Consider the following 19,084-nt stretch of genomic DNA (forward strand, 5'->3'; position numbering starts at 1 on the left):
GCATCTGCCGAGTGGCAGTGCCGCTATCCGGTCACCCCGGCCGGCGGCGGCTTCTCATGCTTCTTCCTCTCCCGCACGCCCCATGGGTGTCGCGGAGCGCATCCGTCCCAGACATCCCGTGCTGAGCGATTTCCCGGGCGGTAAACGAGGCGGAATGCGCCTCGCTCGAAATGACCGGGAGGCAGCCTGCAACGATCGTCCGCCTCCGGCACCCCCTGCCTCGACGTCCGATCAGGAGGGCCCGCGATTAATTCGGTGGCGCGGTGCTCCGGGAGGGGGCTACGGTTCTGCTCAGCCGCTCCCGAGTACGGGATGTCGGTACGTCGATGTGTCGAGAAGCAGCAGGAGGAGGGGACGTTGATGACTGTCACGGTGGCGGGCGCTGCCCGCGTTCAGAGGTCCGACTTCCCCACCCCCGTGGTCCCCGGCTGACACCCACTCGACTCGCGCGCCCGGAGCGCGCCGCCGGGGCCACCCTGTGAAGGGTTCCCCTTGAATCTCTCTTCTCCGTCGCGTCTCTCCGCCATGTCGTCGCACCCGCTCGCCCGTTACGGCTGGGACGACCGCTGGGAGGCCGAGTTCGCCCCCTACGCCGAGACCGGGCTGCTGCCCGGGCGGGTCGTTCGGGTGGACCGCGGCCGCTGCGACCTCATCACCGCCGACGGCACCGTGCACGCCGACACCGCCTTCGTCACCCCGCACGACCCGCTGCGGGTCATCTGCACCGGTGACTGGGCAGCCGTCGACCCGCACGGCAACCCCCGGTACGTACAGGCGTATCTGCCGCGCCGCACCTCCCTCGTACGCTCCACCGCCTCCACCCGCTCCGAGGGCCAGATCCTCGCGGCCAACGTGGACCACGCGATCATCGCGGTGCCGCTCTCGGCCGAACTGGACCTCGGCCGGCTGGAGCGCTTCCTCGCCCTGGTCTGGGAGTCGGGCGCGCAGCCGGTCGTGGTGCTCACCAAGGCGGACCTCGTCCCCGACCCGGTAGGACTGTCGTACCTGGTGCAGGACGTGGAGGCGGCCGCCCCCGGGGCGCGGGTGCTGGCGGTCAGCGCCACCGAGGACGACGGCGTGGAACCGCTCGCCGCACTGGTCAGCGGTGGCACCAGCGTGCTGCTCGGCACCTCGGGCGCCGGCAAGTCCACCCTCGCCAACGCCCTGCTCGGCGAGGAGGTGATGGACGTCCAGGCCATCCGCGATGTCGACGGCAAGGGCCGGCACACCACCACCACCCGCAACCTGCTGGTGCTGCCCGGCGGCGGGGTGCTGATCGACACCCCGGGCCTGCGGGGCGTCGGGATGTACGACGCGGGTAGCGGTGTCGACCAGACCTTCGCCGAGATCGCGGCGCTGGCCGGCGACTGCCGCTTCCACGACTGCGCCCATGAGACCGAGCCCGGCTGCGCGGTCCGGGCGGCCATCGAGGACGGCAGCCTGCCGCACCGGCGGCTGGAGAGCTACCGCAAGCTCCAGCGCGAGAACCAGTGGATCGTCGCCAAGACCGACGCGCGGCTGCGCGCCGAGATCCGCGACGACTACAAGCGCAAGCACGCCGCGGGCCGCGCCGCGCTGCGGGCCAAGCGCGGCCGGCAGGGCTGACCTGCCGGACGGGTCGGAGCAGGGGTCACGGCCGGACCGGGGCGCGGGTGCCATCCGCGCCCCGGCCCGGCCGTGTCCCGCACCGCGTAGCCCGCCCCGAGCGCCGTGTCCGAAAGCCGCCAGCCGGGCCCCGGGGGAGGGCGGACACTGGAGGGCGTGACGACGGAAGCGATGACGGACAGGGCGGCGGACGCGGCGGCGAATGTGCCGATGGGCGCCGCACCGGACGTGATGACCGAGGAGAGCAGGTACCAGGCGGTCAGCAGCCGGGACGCGCGCTTCGACGGGGAGTTCTTCTTCGCCGTGGCGACCACCGGTATCTACTGCCGCCCCAGCTGCCCGGCCGTCACCCCCAAGCGGGAGAACGTGGCCTTCTACCCCACCGCGGCCGCCGCCCAGGGCCACGGCTTCCGGGCCTGCCGGCGCTGCCGCCCCGACGCCGTGCCCGGCTCGGCCGCCTGGAACGTACGCGCCGATGTCGTCGGCCGGGCCATGCGCATGATCGGGGACGGCGTCGTGGACCGCGAGGGCGTCCCCGGCCTGGCCGGACGGCTCGGCTACAGCGCCCGGCAGATCCAGCGGCAGCTCAACGCGGAACTGGGCGCCGGCCCGCTGGCCCTGGCCCGCGCCCAGCGCGCCCACACCGCCCGCGTACTCCTCCAGACCACCGAACTGCCCGTCACCGACATCGCCTTCGCGGCCGGCTTCGCCAGCGTGCGGCAGTTCAACGACACCATCCGCCGGATCTACGCCCGCACCCCCAGCGGGCTGCGCGCCGAGTCCGCCACCCGCCGCCGGTCCCGCCCGACGGCCGCCACGGCCGGGGTGCCGCTGCGGCTCGCCCACCGCGGCCCCTACGCGGCCCGCGAGGTCTTCGACCTGCTGGCCGACGAGGCCGTCCCCGGCATCGAGGAGGTCACCGGGCCCCCCGGCGTCCGTGTCTACCGGCGCACCCTGCGCCTCCCGCACGGCCAGGGCATCGCCGCCGTGGCGGAGGCCGGCGAGGCCACCTGGGACGGGACCCGGGAGGGGAAAGGGGACGGAGGCAGGATCGGGAGCGGGAGGAGCGGCCGGTCGGGGCGCGGCTGGCTGGAGGCCCGTATCCACCTCACCGACCTGCGCGACCTCACCACCGCCGTACAGCGGCTGCGCCGGCTGTTCGACCTGGACGCCGACCCCTACGCGGTGGCCGAGCACCTGGGCGCCGACCCGCTGCTCGGCCCGCTGGTCGCCGCTCGCCCCGGGGTACGCGCGCCCGGCGCCGCCGACCCCGAGGAGTACGCCCTGCGGACGGTGCTCGGCCCCGAGGAGTCCCGGCGCGCGGTCGACGAGCACGGCACCCCGCTGGAGGTGCCCTGCTCCGGGATGACCCGGCTGTTCCCGGAGCCCGAGGCGCTGACCGGCCATCCCGTCGCCGGGCCGCTCGCCGAGGCGCTGGCCTCCGGGCGGCTTCGGCTGGACCCGGGGGCCGACCGGGAGGAGGCGGAACGGGCGCTGCGCGCGCTGCCCGGCGTCACCGCCGAGGCGGCCGCGCTCATCCGCACCCGGGCGCTCGGCGACCCGGACACCGCCCCGCACCCCTCGGCCGACCGCCCCGAGTGGCGGCCCTGGCGCAGCTACGCCACGCGCTATCTGGCCCTGATGCCGGGCGCCGACGGCATGGCCGCCCTCCGCCCCGCCGCCTGAGCCTCCGCCGCACCCCTCCCAGCCCCCCGTCGGCGACGGACGTCTCACCCGGCGAAGACGGCTCCCACCCAGGCGGCGACCACCAGCAGGCAGGCGGAGAGCTGCACCAGCACGCTCGTCCCGGCCGACCGCATCACCGCCCGGGTGGCCGCGGCCGCCTGCCCGTGCCCACCGAGCCGCAACCGCTCGCTCAGATAGATCCCGCCGACGAACCCCGGCACCACCCCGACCACCGGCAGCAGGACGAACCCGAGCAGCGCCCCAGTCCCCGCGTACGCCACCATCCGGCCGTTCACCCCGAGCGGCCGCACCCGGCGGGCCGGCAGCTGCCACACCACCACCTGGGTGACCAGCATCAACCCGGTCGCCCCCACCAGCAGCCACCAGGCGGGCCCGGTCCGGACATGGAGCGCCCACCACATCACCGCGGCCCACACCAGCCACGGGCCCGGCACCCCCGGCACCAGCACCCCGCACAGGCCGAGCAGCAGCACCAAACCGACCAGGAGGAGCTGCCACGCGCCCATGGGGACAGGGTGCAGGACCCTCCCGCCCCGCGCAGGTCGGCCACCCCAGCCACCCGGCCCGCCCCGGCCACTCACCTCGGCAGCGGTCCGCCCCCGACGTCACCGCCCCCGCCGCCCTCGCCCCCGGTACCGTCCACCGCCCCGTCCCGGGACATCCAGCCGCGCTCCCGGGCGTGCCAGCCCAGTTGCAGCCGGGTCGTCACCCCGGCCAGCTCCATCAGGTTCCGCACCCGGCGCTGCACCGTCCGCAGCCCCAGATCGAGCTGCTTGGCCACGCTGGCGTCGGTCAGCCCGGCCAGCAGCAGCGAGAGCACCTCCAGATCGGTGGCGTCCGGACCGCCCGGACCGTCCTCGCCCACCACGTCCCCGCCGCCCAGCCGCAGCGGCAGCGCCCCGCCCCACACCGCGTCGAACAGCGCCGTCAGCGACTCCAGCAGCCCACTGGCGTGTACCACCAGGGCAGCCGGCTCGGCTCCCCGCCCGCTCAGCGGGACCATCGCCAGCGCCCCGTCCGCGACCACCAGCTTCGTCGGCACCCGGTCCACCACCCGTACCCGCTCGCCCCGGCCCAGCGCCGCGGACAGCTCTCCGATGCTCCCGGGCAGCGCGAGCACCGACCGCTCCACCACGATCCGGTAGGCCACCCCGCGGGCCACCGCCGTCTCCTCGGCCTGGTTCTCCGGCCCCGTCACGGCCACCGGCTCACCGGTCACCAGCGCGCAGACCTCCCGCGCGGCGCCCAACTGGAGCTGGCGGAAGCGGTGCGCCACCGCGGCCGCGCCGGTCACCACCTCCACCAAGTCGTGCACGGCCGGCTCGGCGGCCTTGGCGCGGTACTCCTGCGCCAGCGCGGCCGCCGCCAGCTCCGCCTGCTCCAGATCGTGCCGCTGCTGCGTCAGCAGAGGTCCCAGCGCCACCGCGGGCGGCGCCGCCACCCACCGGCCGGTACGCGCCGAGGACTGGGCGGCCAGCCCCTGCGACTCCAGCCCCCGCAGCGCCCGCTCGGTCTCCGGCTCCGGCAGCGCCAGCCGGCGCGCCAGGTCCGGGACCTCGGCCGCTCCCAGCGCCACCAGCGCGCGGTACGCCGTCTCCTGGCGCTCGTCCAGCCCTATCGCCCCCAGCACAAGCCCCGCCCCACCTCTCCCGGCCCGCTCAGGCCCGTCCGGCCCGCCACCCGGTGCCGGGCACCACTGTGGCGGGAATCGGCCACGGCGTAAACCCGCCCGAGGCTTCGCCCCCGCACCCCGCGCGGCTCTGCCACGGTGACACCACCGCACCACCACCCCACCTGCGCGGCTCCTCCCGGCACGACATCCGGGGCCCCGAGGGCAGGCACGGCGACACCCCCGCATCCCGTACGGCGACGCCCCGCGACCCCGCCCGGCGCGACCGGTACGGATATCCCGCCCGGCTACCGGTACGGCAGCCCGTACGGCGACCGGTACAGGCATCCCGTACGGCGAACCGCTCGGCACCGGCGGCGCGTACGGCGTCGAGGGCAGCCACCCCAGTCCGTACCGATCGCCACCGGCCGGCGCACCTGCCGCGGAGGTCACCGCCACCCTCGCCGCTGTCACCGTGACCGGCCGACGGCCATGAGACCGGTCCGCCGGGCGTCCTTCCCGTGGGGGGTGGGGACGCCCGGCGGACCCCTTCCACCCCCCGGCCCGATGAGCACATTTCCCCGGCGGCCGTTTTCCCGGCCGCCCCGCGGTCGATGATGAGGGGTATGAGTCCCCAGGGGGAGCCCACCCATGCCCCGGACGACGACTGGTGGGACAAGCTGTACGGCGGCGATCCGGACCAGCCCGGCGACCGCGCCGACCCGGCCGAGCCGCACTCCGCGCCCTCCGCCGGGCCGTCCGGCGGTCCGCCGCGGCCCGAGCCGCGTCCCCCGGCGCCCTGGGAGGAGGCGGCGCACGAGCGGCGCACCCCGCGCACGTTCCCCGGCGCGCCGCCCGGCCCCGGTGTACCGCCCCCGCCCCCGCAGGCCCCGGCGGGGGTGCCCCGGCCCCGTACCGCGCATGTCGGGGACGGCCCGCCCACCTACGACCCGGAGCCCACCGCGCTGCCCGCGGCGCATCCGGAGGACCTGGACCAGCTCACCGCCGACACCGTGCTGGACGGCGCCCGCTACGGCCCCTGCACCCTGCGGGCCGCCTCGGTGCGCGGCGACTCCGCCCGCTACCGCGGCGAGCACCGGCGCGACGCCCTGCTCACCGCCCGGTTCGGCACCGGCGAGGGGGCGCTGCTGCTGGTCGCCGTCGCCACCGGCGGCCGTACCGCCACCGGCGCCCACCGGGCCGCCGCCGACGTCAGCCGCTGGATCGCGGAGGCCGTCGGCCGCAGCCATGCCCGGCTCTCCGAGGACATCCGCTCCGGCCGCCGACGGGACCTCAAGTCCGGGCTGCACCGCCTCACCGACCGTTCCTACGGCAGGCTCCGGGGCCGCGCCGCCGACCTCGGCGTCCCGCCCGAGGCGTACACCGCCGGGCTGCGCTGCCTGCTGCTGACCGCCGACCCGGCCTGCCGCACCCGGGTGTTCTTCGGCGTCGGCGACGGCGGGCTGTTCCGGCTGCGGGACGGCTTCTGGCAGGACATCGAGCCCCCGGTGCCTGCGCTGCCGCCGCTCGACAAGGACCGCGCGACCCCGCCGCCCGAGGCGGCGGACGTACCCGCCGAGACCGCCGAGGGGGAGCGGCTCACCCTGGACCTGGGCCTCACCCCGCCCCCGGCCGGCTATCTGCCGGGCCCGGTGGAGCCGCCGCCCGAACCGTTCCGCTTCCGCGCCTCGGTGGCCCGCCCCGGCGATGTGCTGCTGCTCGCCGGCCGGGGCCTCGCCGAGCCGGTACGCGGGGAGCCGGCGCTCGCGGACGAGCTGGCCGCCCGCTGGGGCGCGGGCCCGCCGCCCGGGCTGGCCGCCTTCCTCGCCGACACCCAGCTGCGGGTGAAGGGGTACGCCGACGACCGCACCTGCGCGGCCGTCTGGGAGGCGTAACCGGCCCGGCGGTGCGTGGGAGGCGCCATGGCCGCGGCCGTGCGTGGATGGAGCCATGGCCAAACAGAGCGTGGCAGAACAGTTCGTCGACATCCTCGCCCGCGCCGGGGTGCAACGGCTGTACGGCGTCGTCGGGGACAGCCTCAACCCCGTGGTCGACGCCATCCGCCGCACCCCGGGCATCGACTGGGTGCACGTCCGGCACGAGGAGGCCGCCGCGTTCGCGGCCGGCGCGGAGGCGCAGATCACCGGGCGGCTGGCGGCCTGCGCGGGCTCCTGCGGCCCGGGCAACCTCCATCTCATCAACGGGCTGTACGACGCCCACCGGTCGATGGCCCCGGTGCTGGCCCTCGCCTCTCAGATCCCGTCCGCCGAGATCGGCCTCGGCTACTTCCAGGAGACCCACCCCGACCGGCTGTTCACCGAGTGCAGCCACTACTGCGAGCTGATCTCCAGCCCGCAGCAGATGCCCCGGGTGCTCCAGACCGCCATCCAGCACGCGGTGGGGCGCGGCGGGGTCAGCGTGGTGGCGCTGCCCGGTGACATCGCCGCCGAGCCCGCCCCGGCCAAGGCCTACGAACACGCCCTGGTCACCTCCCGGCCCACCGTGCGCCCCGGCGACGAGGAGATCGACGCCCTGGTGAAGCTGGTGGACGAGGCCGACCGGGTCACCCTGTTCTGCGGCAGCGGCACCCGGGGGGCGCACGCCGAGGTGATGGCGTTCGCCGAACGGGTCAAGGCCCCGGTCGGCCACGCCCTGCGCGGCAAGGAATGGATTCAATACGACAACAAGTTCGACGTGGGGATGAGCGGGCTGCTGGGGTACGGCGCCGCCTACGAGGCCACCCACGAGTGCGATCTGCTGATCCTGCTCGGCACCGACTTCCCGTACCAGGCCTTCCTGCCCCAGGGCGGCGTCAAGATCGTCCAGGTGGATGTGCGCCCCGAGCACCTGGGCCGCCGCTCCAAGCTGGACCTCGCCGTCTGGGGCGACGTACGCGAGACGCTGCGCTGTCTGACCCCGCGGGTGCGCGTCAAGCACCAGCGGAAGTTCCTGGACCGGATGCTGAAGAAGCATGCCGAGGCCCTGGAGGGGGTCGTCAAGGCGTACACCCGCAAGGTGGACAAGCACACCCCCATCCACCCCGAGTACGTCGCCGCGGTGCTGGACGAACTCGCCGACGAGGACGCGGTCTTCACCATCGACACCGGGATGTGCAACGTCTGGGGCGCCCGCTACCTCTCACCCAACGGGCGGCGCCGGATCATCGGCTCGTTCAGCCACGGCTCCATGGCCAACGCCCTGCCCCAGGCCATCGGCGCCCAGCTCACCGACCGCAAACGGCAGGTGGTGTCGCTCTCCGGGGACGGCGGCTTCTCGATGCTGATGGGCGACTTCCTCACCCTCGTCCAGCACGACCTGCCGGTGAAGATCGTGCTCTTCGACAACTCCTCCCTCGGCATGGTCGAGCTGGAGATGATGGTGGCCGGGCTCCCCGCGTACGGCACGGACAACCGCAACCCCGACTTCGCCGCCATCGCCCGTGCCGCCGGGGCCTATGGGGTACGGGTGGAGAAGCCCAAGCAGCTGGCGGGCGCGCTGAAGGACGCCTTCCGGCACCCGGGGCCGGCCCTGGTCGACGTGGTCACCGACCCCAACGCGCTCTCCATCCCGCCGAAGATCAAGGCCGAGATGGTGACCGGCTTCGCCCTCTCGGCGAGCAAGGTGGTGCTGGACGGCGGGGTCGGCCGAATGGTCCAGCTGGCCCGCTCCAACCTCCGCAACATCCCACGCCCTTGAGACCCCACACGGCGCGGCGCCGGGAGCGCCTTCGGTACGGGGCGCGCGGGTCCGGCGCCGGGAGCGTCCGCGGTACGGGGCGCGCGCGGACCCGCGCACGGCACCGGCGCCGCACCCCGCCCCGTACCCCGGCCGGGAGCCCCTGTTGGAGCAGTGCGCCCCCCGGACGCCTCTTGGCGGGGGGCCGCCGAAGGCGTGACGCTGCGCAGGCGCGGGCATGCATCCCGTGAACCTGTTCGAGCAGAAGGGCAGTCGACGTGCGGGTGGGGGAGACGATGGGGCGTCAGAGCGGGGCCGGAGCGGCGTCCGAGGGGTGCGCCCGCGGCGCAGGTCGGCCGGGCGTCCGCCGGCCGGACCGATGGCGCCGGCACGTCGCGAGTGCCGAACTGACCGCCGTACCGGAGGTCCGGCGGGCCGTACGGGAGCTGCTGCGGCACCACTGGACGGAGGGGGACGACGCCGCCTCGGCCGAGCTGTGCGCCACCGAACTGGTCACCAACGCGCTGGTGCACACCGACCGGGGAGCCGTGGTCACCGCCACCGTCGGCCCCGCGCCGCGTGCCGCGCTGCGGGTGGAGGTACGGGACTTCACCGGCGTACTGCCCACACCCCGCGAGCCGACCGTCCAGGACGGCACCCACGGGCGGGGGCTGATGCTGGTGCAGACCCTCGCCGACTCCTGGGGCGTCTCGGCGGACGGGGTGGGCAAGGTGGTCTGGTTCGAACTGGCCACCGGCCGCGGCCCGTCCCAGGACACCCCCTCCGCGGAGGCGGCGAGGCCCGGCATGCCGCACATCCCCGGACAGGCGAGCGCCCCCGGCGCCGCCTGACGGGCGGAGCCGGGGGCGGTCCGGGGCAGCGGGCCGGCCGACCGGAGCGGACCGCTCAGCCGAACTGCTGCTCAAGGTGCTTGAGCTTCTGCTCCAGCGAGTCCAGCCGGGGTAGCGCCTGGGTGTCGTCCTCGGCGGTCAGGTCGACGGTCCGCGGCGGCTCCGCCCCGGCGGGCTTCACCGCCTGGAGAGACGGCCGCTGGCGAAGCGGCAGCTGCTCCGCGCCGGATATGGCGGGCTCCGCGGCGGATCCGCCGCCCAGGCCCCCCGCACCCGGCCCCTCCAGCGCCCCGGCCCTCGGCGCCGCGCCCATCTCCAGCGGCCCCGGACCGGCGCCCATGGCGGCGGCCGCCCGGACATCGACCTGCCGGCCGCCGCGGCCCAGACCGAAGGCCCGGTGCTGCCGGTTGAAGGCCTTCAACCGGGCCCGCTCCAGCTTCCGCTCCTCCCGCTGCCGCTGCCGGGCGCGCTCCCGCTCCCGCCGGTCCTCGCGGACCTCGTCGACCGCCTCGTCCAGGGTGCGTACGCCTTCCAGGAGCATCAGCGACCAGGCGCCGAAGGTCTCCCGGGGCGCCCGCAGCCAGCGGACGATCCGGATCTGCGGCAGCGGACGGGGCACCAGGCCCTGCTCGCGCAGCGCCGCCCGCCGGGTCTGCTTCAGCGCCCGGTCGAACAGCACCGCCGCCGACAGCGACATCCCCGCGAAGAAGTGCGGCGCCCCGGCATGCCCCAGCCCCCTGGGTGCGTGCACCCAGTTGAACCAGGCCGCCGCCCCGGCGAAGGTCCACACCAGCAGCCGCGAGCCGAGCGCCGCGTCACCGTGGCTGGCCTCCCGCACGGCGAGCACCGAGCAGAACATCGCCGCCCCGTCCAGGCCGAACGGGACCAGGTACTCCCAGCCGCCGGAGAGGCTGAGGTTCTGCCGGCCGAAGCCGACCAGCCCGTGGAAGGAGAGCGCGGCCGCGACCGCGGCGCAGCAGAACAGCAGCAGATACGAGGCGGTGCCGTAGACCGCCTCCTTGCGGCGCCGGCGCTCCTCGGTACGCTCCCAGGAGTCGTCCGCCGGTGCCTTCTCCCCGGCCTTGCGGGCCCGGGTCAGGACCGCCACCGCCGCCACGACACCCACCAGCATCACAGCGCCCGGAAGCAGCCAGTCCAGCGATATGTCGGTCAGTCTCATGCGCCAGTCCCTTGCATCACTCGCGGTGGGGGAGTTCCGGCGGTCATCCTGGCCCACGGTCGAAGGGCCCGGCGCGGTTTCGGGACAAGAGCACGCCAACGGGGCCGTCCGGCCCGGCCACGGGGCCGCAATCATCGAACTCCCGCACGGAAGCGCCCGTTGGTGTTCGCATCACGCCACTCGAACGGGTGGCATGGACGGCGGGCAGGGCGAAGCGGGCCGATCCGAACGCGAGGCTCGGGCGGCAGGAGTCGGCGGCGGCGGTCTCAGGCGGCAGGAGCCGTCAGCCGGCGGATCCGCTCCTCGTCACAGGTGCGCGGACAGGTGACACAGGTGTCCTCGGGCCGCAGCGTGTAGAAGAAGCAGCAGCTCGCCCGGTCCCGGGTCGGCAGGGTCTCGCCCGACGGGCCGCTCAGCTCGCGGAAGCCCGCGGAGCCCACGTACGGCTTGGTGGCCGCCGCCCCCGGCAGCAGCAGCGCCAGCGCCTCCATGGCGCGCCGCTCCTCGCCCAGCAGATGCCCCACGTACCACAGGCCCTCGACGATCTCGTCGGTCGCCATCCCCCACAGGGCGCGCCGCCCGCGCCGCATCCGGGGCGCGAAGCCCTCCAGCACCGGCCCGACATGGTCGGCCACGGCCGACCGCACCTCGGCCCGCAGCGCCTCCTCGTCGGGCACCACCCGGGCGCCGGGCAGCACGGCCGCCGGGTCGTCCGGCAGACAGGCGAACTCGCGCACCCGCACCGTCATCCGGCCCAGGGCCCGCTGGAAGGCGACGTCCTCCACCGGCACCCGGGGCACCCGACGGTGCAGGAACCACGGCACGGTCACCAGCAGGCAGGCCGGCCAGACGTACCGGTGGAGCCCGAAGCTCGCCACCACGTCGGGACGCGCCTGCTGCCCGTAGTCCCGCAGCACCTGCGCGTCGTCCCAGGCCAGGAACTCGTCCACCGCGGCGCCACCCGCCGCCAGCTCCCAGGCCCCCACCCAGCCCGACTCCCGCGGCGGTTCCTCGCCGTGCGCCAGCTCCCGCACGGTCAGACCGGGGAACACCTCGGCCAGGCGCGCATAGGCGTCCGCGACGGGGGACGCCTGGGCGGGCAGCAGAGCGGAGACGGACATCGGGGGACCACCGCATCAGATCGTTGGTAGGTAAGGCTTACCTTACAGGATCTCGCGAAGGTGTGAACGACGGCCCCGTCCACCTATCGTGCACACCGGCCCCTCGCACCGCGAGTCGGGCCAAGGTACCGGCAGCCAGGAGGCCCCGAGTGGAGTACGGCGGAGGACACGGAAGCGCGTCCGCGCGCCCGCACACGGCCGTACCCGCGGCCCACGCCCCGGCGCCGGTGCACCGGCACTCGGTACGCGCCCAGGTGCTGGAGCTGCTGCGTATCGCACTGGTCAGCGGCGAACTGGCACCCGGCGAGGTGTACTCGGCCCCGGTCCTCGGCGAGCGGCTCGGCGTCTCCGCCACCCCGGTCCGCGAGGCCATGCAGCGGCTGGCCGTCGAGGGCGCCGTCGAGGTGGTGCCCAACCGCGGCTTCCGGGTCGTCCGCCGCACCGCCCGCGAGCTGGCCGAGCTCGCCGAGGTACGGGCGCTCATCGAGGTGCCGGTGATGCTGCGACTCGCCCGCACCGTCCCGGCCGCCCGCTGGGACGGGCTCCGCCCGCTGGCCGAGGCCACCGCCACCGCCGCCGCCCGCGGCGACCGCGCCCACTACGCTGACTCCGACCGGGCCTTCCACCGCGCGGTGCTCGCCCTGGACGGGAACGAGCAGCTGGTCGCCGTCGCCGAGGACCTGCACCGCCGCTCCCAGTGGCCCCTGGTCTCCGGACCGGCCCCCCGCCAGGCCGACCTGCTGGCCGACGCCGCCGAGCACACCGCCCTGCTGGACGCCCTGGCCGCCCAGGACTTCACCGTCGTCCAGGCCCTGGTGCGGGAGCACTTCACCGGTGCCCAGCCCTGACCGCCGCCCCGCCGGCCGGGACCGGTGGGGTATACCTGATGGCCCTTCGCGCCGCCTCACGGGAGCCCCAGTGACCGAGACCTCGTCCGCCGAGACGCGGACCGCGGACCTCGCACTGGCGGGGCAGAGCGTGCTCGGGGTGGTGTGGACGCTCGCCGGACGGCTCGGCGTGGTCGCCCGCACCCCCGCCGAACTGGTCGCCGCGCTCGCCGCCGACCCCCGGCGGCGGGTGCTCGCACTGCGCGGGGTCGACGCCGCCCGCGAACCGCACGCGGTCTGCGAGCTGATCGAGTGGCTGGCGGAGCTGGGCACGGTACGGCTACGGGTCACCGCCCGCCCCGGCAGCCCCGCCCACACCCGGCTGGCCGCCGTCCGCCGCGGCACCCTGGAGCTGTCCCCCGAGCCGCCCGCCCCCTCCGAGACCGCCGGCGGCCCGAGGCGACCGGACGCCGCTCGTGGTCGCCCTTCCTGGCTCGGCCGGCTGGACGACCCCCATGCCGTGTGCGCCGCCGATCCGCTGGCGGTCACCGCGGCCTATGCCGCCGACGAGGACGCCCACGGCGGACTGCGCCCGGCCTGGCTACGGGCCGGGCAGGCGCTCTGCGCCGAACCCGATCCCGCCCGGCGGGCGCTGATACTGCTGGCCGCGCTGTCCGACGCCGCCGACCCGCGGCTGCGCCCCGCCCTCGCCGCACAGGCGGCGACCGCGCCCTGGCGGGTGGTCTGGAACCGGGTCCAGGGTGACATCCGCCCGCCGTGGCCCGGCCCGGTCGGCGCGCTGGCCACCGCGCCCGGCCGACTGCTCGCCGCCGACCCGGCGGGCCGGCTGCACTTCGTCCACCCCGAGGACGGCACCCCGGCCGGGCCGCCCCGGGACACCGGCCGGCGGATCCGGGCCCTGGCACCGCTGGCCGACGGGCGGGTGCTGCGGCTGGACGAACGCGGCCGACTGGCCACCGACCGCCCCTCTGGCGCTGATCGCCCCTCTGGCGCCGACCGTCTCGACCCGCTCACCGACGCCGTCGCCGCCGTGCTCACCGCCCACCCCGGCAGCGCGCTCACCGCCGCCGGCGGCACCCTCGTCGTGGGGGACCGGGTGGGCTCACTGCACGCCTTCGAAGCGACCGGTATCCACCAGACGGCCGCGCACCGGGGCCGGGTCACCGCGACGAGCGCCCTGGCCGGACCCGGCGGCCGGTCCGGGATCACGGTGTACAGCGGCGGCGCGGACGGCACCGTACGGGTCTGGCGCCCCGGCCGAGGGGCTTCGGCCACCCCGCTGCTCCGGCGGGACTGCCCGGTCGCCGCCGTGCACGCCGCCCGGACCGGCACCGGGACGCTGCTCGCCGCCGCCTGGACGGACGGCCTGGTACGGCTCCACCGGCCGGGCGGCGCCGGGCCGCTCGACTTCCGCCCCGGCCCACCGGTCCGCGCGGTCGCCGTCACCGGCGCGGGCACCCTGGTCGTCGGCATGGACGAGGCGCTGCTCTGCCTGGCCCCGGCCGCCTGACCCGGTGCGGCCGGGGCCAGGCAGTGCTGCCGGCTCAGCGCCCGGAGGTACTGTCAGTGCCATCCCCTACCTTCATCCACATGAGTTCCTCCCTGAGTGTGTATCTGCTCGACACCGCCGCCACCCGTGCCCTGGTCGGGTCCCGCGACGAGCAACTGCTGAAGGTGGTCCGCACCGACTTCGCGGACTCGCTGGCCCGCGACGACGACTACTTCGCCGACGCGATCGACGACGGCGCCCCGACCGCGTACGACGCCCTGCGCGCGGTCGTCCACGGCGGGCCGTTCAGCGACAACCGCGACCACGCCTTCCAGTACGGCTACGCCTACCAGCGCCTCTGCTCGCTCACCGGCTCGTTCCTGGACAACGACTGCTTCACCCCGCACCGGGGCGCCTGGCTGTCCGAGGTCGACGAGGGCCTGAAGGCCGTGGGCGTGACCGCGGTGTCCGTCGAGGACTTCGGCTACAGCGGCCTGCCCGCACCGCTGCCGTCCACCTGGGAGCTCGGCTGCGGAGAGTGGACGCCCGATCGGATAGCCACGGCACTGGAGCAGTTCGAGACCGCCCGGCGAGCGGAGGGCGAGTCCGGCCGGGCACCGTCCCTGGAGCCCGAGGTCGAGGAGGCCGTCTCGCAGTGCCTCGGCTGGATGGGCCACGCGGCCAGGCGCCCGGGCTTCGGCGTCATCGGCTTCCGCTTCTGACCGACCGGACAGCCCGGCCTCAGGCCGCCGGCGCGGCCGCCAGTTTCGCCGCCAGCCAGGTCGGCACCCCGCCGAGCAGCTGGAACAGCCGACGCGCCTCCGAGAGCAGCCGGGCGGCCTCCGGCCCGGTCTCCGCGTCCGCGAGGGACGCCAGCGCCGGTGCCGTGCCGACCAGATAGCCCAGCTCCTCGCGCAGCCGCAGCGACTCCGCGAAGCCATGCCGGGCTTCCGCCAACTCGCCCTCACGCAGGGCCAGTCCGGCGAGGTGGCGCCAGGTGAAGGAGAGCAGTAAGTCGTCGCACCGGGCGGCGGCGGCCGCATGGGCGCGGCGGTAGGCGGCCCGGGCCGCCTGCGGGGAGTCCGCCAGGTTCTGGGCGACCAGGCCGCGCCGGAAGTCCAGCAGTGCCCGGCCCGGTGCGGCGGGGGCGTAGAGCGCGGCGGCCCGGCCCAGCGCCGCGCGGGCCTCGTCCGCCCGGTCGCGCACCCCGAGCAGGGTCGAGGCGTACGCCAGATAGCCCCGCTCACAGGCGGCCGCGCCCCGTTCGTCGTCGTCCCGGGCGACGGCCTCCGCGGCGCGCAGCGCGTCCTCAGCCTCCGCCCAGCCCCGCTCGGTGTAGAGGCACCGCTCGATCAGCAGCGCCGCCCGCTGGACGGCCACCGGCGGAGCGCCCGCCGTGGGGGCCAGCAGTTCGGCCGCGTCGTTCCAGCAGCCGCGCGAACGCAGCCGCCACACGGCGGTCTGGAGGGGATCGTCGCTCTCGGCCGTTCCGGATCCGGACACGACGGTATCCGCCACATCGCCCTCCCCGAGCACACCATTGAGCTGTTGGGTCCGGAGAATCTCAGCATGGATCGGGGGGCCCGCCAAGAGGGATGAGTGAAATGATTCACAATCCCGGGAGAGCGGACCGCCCTTCCACCCGCCCTCCAAGGCCCCGCCCCTTCGTGCCGGCGCTCCCACCGGCCCTCACCCGATTCCCCCGAATTGGTGAACGCGCCTGCGCCCCGCGCCCGTTGGCGCCCCGGCCGGGGCCCCCGTTCCCAGCCACCCGTGCTCCGGGCCCCGGTGCCGGTCAGGGGCGGCGGGGCCGGCCGCGGCGGGGCCGGCCGGAGTCGCGCGGGCGGTCGCGGCGGGGCTTGGGGGAGGAGGGCGGGAGGCTCTGGGTGTCCGGCCAGTGGGAGGGGCGGGGCAGGTCGGTGGGCAGCCTGGTGGCGGAGTCGCCGTGTGCGGCGGTGACCTGGGGCTCCGTCAGGAAGAGCGCGCCGGTGAGGTCCGCGCCGTGCAGCCGGGCGTCGCGCAGGTCGGCGCCGAGGAGGTCGGCCTGGCGCAGGTCGGCACCGCGCAGGTCGGCGGCGATCAGATACGCCCCGCGCAGCAGTGCGCCGCGCAGGTCGGCGCCGCGCAGCCGGGCGCCCATCAGGTCGGCGCCGCGGTGGTCGCGCGTGCGGCCGGGCACGGTGGCGCGGGCCAGTTCCCCGGCGCGCAGCAGCAGGGCGCCGACGCGGGCGCGGTGGGCGGCGACGTCCAGGGCGGCCAGTTCGGCCGGGGCGAGCAGGGTCATCCGCTCGGTCTCGGCCAGCACCTCCCGTACCTCCGCATGCAGGGCACGGGCGGGCGCCAGCCGCAGCACCTCGGTCAGATGGCGCAGCAGTTCGTGCAGTTGGCGTACGACGGGGAAGGCGGCGAACATCTCCCGGGCGGCGGCCGGGTCGCGCCGCCAGTCGCGGCCACCGAAGGTGACCTGGGAGACCTTCTGGCCGGCGCCGAAGCAGTCGTAGACGGTGCAGCCGGTGTAGCCGGAGTCGCGCAGCCGGTCGTGGATGCCGCAGCGGGAGTCCTCGCGCAGATGGCCGCAGGGCGTACCGGCGGGCTTGTCGGCGGCGAAGTCCGCGGAGGCGGTGAAGGGCAGCGCGACGCAGCACAGCCCGAAGCAGTTGGCGCAGTCGCCGCGCAGGGGATCGGGAGCGGCGAGGGGGAGCGGTTGCCCGGCCCCGGCCGGGCGGGCGCCGGGGCGGGCGGGGTGCGGGGAGGGGTCGTTCACGTGGTCCTCGTGGGGCGGCGGGGCAGCTGGCAGCCCGTCAGGGCAGGGCAGTATTTCAGGACATCCGGAGGGCCAGGAAGAAGTCCAGCTTGTCCTCCAGCCGGGACAGGTCGCGCCCGGTGAGCTGCTCGATGCGGCCGATCCGGTAGCGCAGGGTGTTGACGTGCAGATGGAGCCGGGAGGCGCACCGGGTCCAGGAGCCGTCGCTGTCCAGGAAGGCCTCCAGCGTGGGGATGAGCTCGGCGCGGTGGCGGCGGTCGTAGTCGCGCAGCGGGTCCAGCAGCCGGGCGGTGAAGGCACGGCGCACGTCGTCGGGGACGAACGGCAGCAGCAGGACGTGCGAGGCGAGTTCGTGGTGGCCGGCCGCGCAGACCCGGCCGGGGCGGGCGGCGGCCACCCGGCGGGCGTGCCGGGCCTCCTCCAGGGCGCCGCGCAGCCCTTCGGCGGAGTGCACCGGGGCGCTCACCCCGAGGGTGAGCCGGCCGTCGTCGGCGAGGCCTGCGGACAGCGGGTTCTGCACGGCGGTCAGCAGCACCTCGGCGTGCAGCCCCGGGCCGGTGGCGCCGTCCTCGGCCGGATCCTCGTCGGTGCCCTCGGCGGGGGCGCCGTCCAGGTCGGCCGCGGCGGGCAGCGGGACCAGGGCGATGGCCTCGTCCCCGGTGTGGGCCACCGCGATCCGGTCGGCCGTGTCGGGGCCGGAGGCCGCCGGGTCGACCAGGATCTCCTCCAGCAGGGACTGGGCGACCGGTCCGGCGTCCAGCCCGGCCGCGCCGCTCTCCCCCCACTCGACCCGGGCCACCACGACCTGCCAGTGCGGGGCGGAGCCGAGTCCGGGCAGTAGCACCGGGGCGGCCACCCGCAGCCGGGCGGCGATCTCGGCGGGCGGGGCGCCGGTCTGCACCAGCTCCAGCACCTCCTGGGCCAGCCGGCGCCGTACCGTACGGGCCGCGTCCCGGCGGTCCCGTTCCACCGCGATCAGCTGGGTGACGCCCTGGAGCAGATCCAGCCGGGCGGCCGGCCAGTCGCCGGCGTCCGCCTCGACGGCCAGCAGCCAGTCGGAGAGCACCGTCTCGCGGACGTCCCGGGTGTCCCGGGCGGTGGCGGGGGCGGTGGTACGGCCGGTGTTCCGGATCGGGAAGAGGGAGTAGGTGGTTCCGCCGATGACCGCGCGGTACGGGCCGCGGCGGCCGGTGCGGGTGGCGGCCAGGTGCTCCCCGGCCAGCAGGGCGCCCCGGTCGCCCGGCAGCGGCGCCCCGGCCCCGGCGATCCGGCGGCCCGTGGGGGAGAGCACCCAGGCGTGAAGGTCCAGGTCGGAGCCGAGCAGGTCGAGCACGACCTCCGGGCCGCCGCCGGTCGGTCCGGAGGTCATCAGCCGCCGGTGGCGGTCCACCACGGCCGCCAGGTCGCCGGCCCGCTCGCCGGAGACCTGTCGAACGACATGCTCAGTGATCGTTGCGAACGCAACGGATTCATGGACGGCGAAGAGCGGCAGGTGGTGGCGTGAACACGCCTCCACCAGATCGTCCGGGATCGCCCCCAGCTCCGCCTCGCCGGCGGCCAGCCCGGCGACGCCCGCGCCGGCCAGGATGCGGACGAACCGCTCGCAGTCCGCCGCGTCCCGGCGCCAGGCCAGCCCGGTCAGCACCAGTTCGCCGCCGGACAGGTAGCGGCTGGGGTCCCGCAGGTCGGTGGTCATCACCCCACGCACCGTGCGGTCCAGCTCGTCCTCGCCGCCGAGGAGCCTGAGGCCCAGCGCGTCGGTCTCCAGCAGTGCGCGCAGCCGCATGTCGTCGTCCGCCGATCTGTTCTCGTGAAAGTCGTGAGGGTGGGGAGGGGTGGGCAGAGGGTGGCGGGCCGGGTCACGAGGTGTCTCGATGTCGCCGGTGAGCTGTGGCCACCGTTTCCAGGGGGAAACGGAGAGGTTACCGCTCCGCGCCTTTCGTTCGAATCTACAAGACCGAGGGGGTACCCAGCCAACTCCTTCATGGTTTCGGTGACTGCACCGGGTGGAGCACCGCTGGGTGTACTGGGCCCACGACGCGTGAACAGCACATGAACAGACACCCGAACGACCACATGTGCCAGCACATGGACACGAGCCCGCCGGGCCGGCCGACCCCCACCCCCCTGAGCAGTCCCCAGAGAAGCCGGCCTTACGAGTAACCGACCACCCGCCACCGGGAGCCCCGCCATCGCGACGGATCGCGCGGACCCCCGGCCACCCCGTGGTCCCCC

Annotated in this window: 15 protein-coding genes; 8 read left to right on the plus strand and 7 right to left on the minus strand. The window is 75.8% G+C overall.

All coding sequences use genetic code 11. The annotated features are described in order from the left end of the window. Positions 1-525: 525 nt before the first annotated feature. Positions 526-1,605: a ribosome small subunit-dependent GTPase A gene (rsgA, locus tag ABZ945_RS12465; protein ID WP_361267485.1), complete on the plus strand. Its 1,080-nt coding sequence runs from the start codon at positions 526-528 to the stop codon at positions 1,603-1,605. A gap of 231 nt (positions 1,606-1,836) precedes the next feature. Beyond that, positions 1,837-3,291 carry an AlkA N-terminal domain-containing protein gene (locus tag ABZ945_RS12470; RefSeq protein ID WP_361267762.1) on the plus strand — a complete coding sequence of 485 codons (1,455 nt, stop codon included), beginning with the start codon at positions 1,837-1,839 and terminating at the stop codon, positions 3,289-3,291. Positions 3,292-3,335: 44 nt separating this feature from the next. Here the strand turns inward: ABZ945_RS12470 and ABZ945_RS12475 are convergent, their stop codons facing one another. Further along, complete coding sequence (locus ABZ945_RS12475) at positions 3,336-3,818, minus strand: DUF456 domain-containing protein (RefSeq protein ID WP_361267487.1); 483 nt, start codon at positions 3,816-3,818, stop codon at positions 3,336-3,338. Positions 3,819-3,889: 71 nt separating this feature from the next. Continuing rightward, positions 3,890-4,942: a helix-turn-helix domain-containing protein gene (locus ABZ945_RS12480; protein WP_361267489.1), complete on the minus strand. Its 1,053-nt coding sequence runs from the start codon at positions 4,940-4,942 to the stop codon at positions 3,890-3,892. Between the two features lie 605 nt (positions 4,943-5,547). Here ABZ945_RS12480 and ABZ945_RS12485 point away from each other — a divergent pair. The 3 genes from ABZ945_RS12485 (at position 5,548) to ABZ945_RS12495 (ending at position 9,447) form a co-directional block, all read left to right on the plus strand. Then, entirely contained in the window at positions 5,548-6,816 is a 1,269-nt protein-coding gene (locus ABZ945_RS12485) for a protein phosphatase 2C domain-containing protein (RefSeq protein WP_361267491.1), read from the plus strand. 55 nt (positions 6,817-6,871) lie between these two features. Continuing rightward, entirely contained in the window at positions 6,872-8,617 is a 1,746-nt protein-coding gene (locus ABZ945_RS12490) for a pyruvate dehydrogenase (RefSeq protein WP_361267493.1), read from the plus strand. Positions 8,618-8,892: 275 nt separating this feature from the next. After that, positions 8,893-9,447, plus strand: coding sequence for an ATP-binding protein (locus tag ABZ945_RS12495; protein ID WP_361267495.1), 555 nt, complete (start codon positions 8,893-8,895; stop codon positions 9,445-9,447). A 55-nt stretch (positions 9,448-9,502) separates the two neighbouring features. Here ABZ945_RS12495 and ABZ945_RS12500 read toward each other — a convergent pair whose 3' ends face one another. Next, entirely contained in the window at positions 9,503-10,627 is a 1,125-nt protein-coding gene (locus ABZ945_RS12500; RefSeq protein WP_361267497.1) for a DUF2637 domain-containing protein, read from the minus strand. A gap of 266 nt (positions 10,628-10,893) precedes the next feature. Then, positions 10,894-11,748, minus strand: a complete 855-nt coding sequence (locus ABZ945_RS12505) for a (2Fe-2S)-binding protein (RefSeq protein WP_361267499.1) — start codon at positions 11,746-11,748, stop codon at positions 10,894-10,896. A gap of 149 nt (positions 11,749-11,897) precedes the next feature. Here ABZ945_RS12505 and ABZ945_RS12510 point away from each other — a divergent pair, with 149 nt between their 5' ends. The 3 genes from ABZ945_RS12510 (at position 11,898) to ABZ945_RS12520 (ending at position 14,807) form a co-directional block, all read left to right on the plus strand. Continuing rightward, positions 11,898-12,596 (plus strand): GntR family transcriptional regulator, encoded by a 699-nt coding sequence (locus tag ABZ945_RS12510; RefSeq protein ID WP_361267501.1) that lies wholly within the window; start codon positions 11,898-11,900, stop codon positions 12,594-12,596. Between the two features lie 70 nt (positions 12,597-12,666). Next, positions 12,667-14,106, plus strand: a complete 1,440-nt coding sequence (locus ABZ945_RS12515; RefSeq protein ID WP_361267503.1) for a hypothetical protein — start codon at positions 12,667-12,669, stop codon at positions 14,104-14,106. Between the two features lie 80 nt (positions 14,107-14,186). Further along, a complete protein-coding gene (locus ABZ945_RS12520; RefSeq protein ID WP_361267504.1) occupies positions 14,187-14,807 on the plus strand; it encodes a hypothetical protein in 621 nt (206 codons plus the stop codon). A gap of 19 nt (positions 14,808-14,826) precedes the next feature. On the opposite strand, the gene ABZ945_RS12525 is transcribed toward ABZ945_RS12520, so the two are convergent. The 3 genes from ABZ945_RS12525 to ABZ945_RS12535 form a co-directional block, all read right to left on the minus strand. Then, positions 14,827-15,621, minus strand: a complete 795-nt coding sequence (locus ABZ945_RS12525; RefSeq protein ID WP_361267506.1) for a hypothetical protein — start codon at positions 15,619-15,621, stop codon at positions 14,827-14,829. A gap of 259 nt (positions 15,622-15,880) precedes the next feature. Next, on the minus strand, positions 15,881-16,762 hold the full coding sequence (locus ABZ945_RS12530; protein ID WP_361267764.1) for a pentapeptide repeat-containing protein: 882 nt from the start codon (positions 16,760-16,762) through the stop codon (positions 15,881-15,883). A 142-nt stretch (positions 16,763-16,904) separates the two neighbouring features. After that, complete coding sequence (locus tag ABZ945_RS12535; protein WP_361267508.1) at positions 16,905-18,635, minus strand: PucR family transcriptional regulator ligand-binding domain-containing protein; 1,731 nt, start codon at positions 18,633-18,635, stop codon at positions 16,905-16,907. Positions 18,636-19,084: the final 449 nt, after the last annotated feature.

Source organism: Streptomyces sp. NPDC046887, assembly GCF_040644755.1.
GTDB lineage: Bacteria > Actinomycetota > Actinomycetes > Streptomycetales > Streptomycetaceae > Streptomyces > Streptomyces lichenis.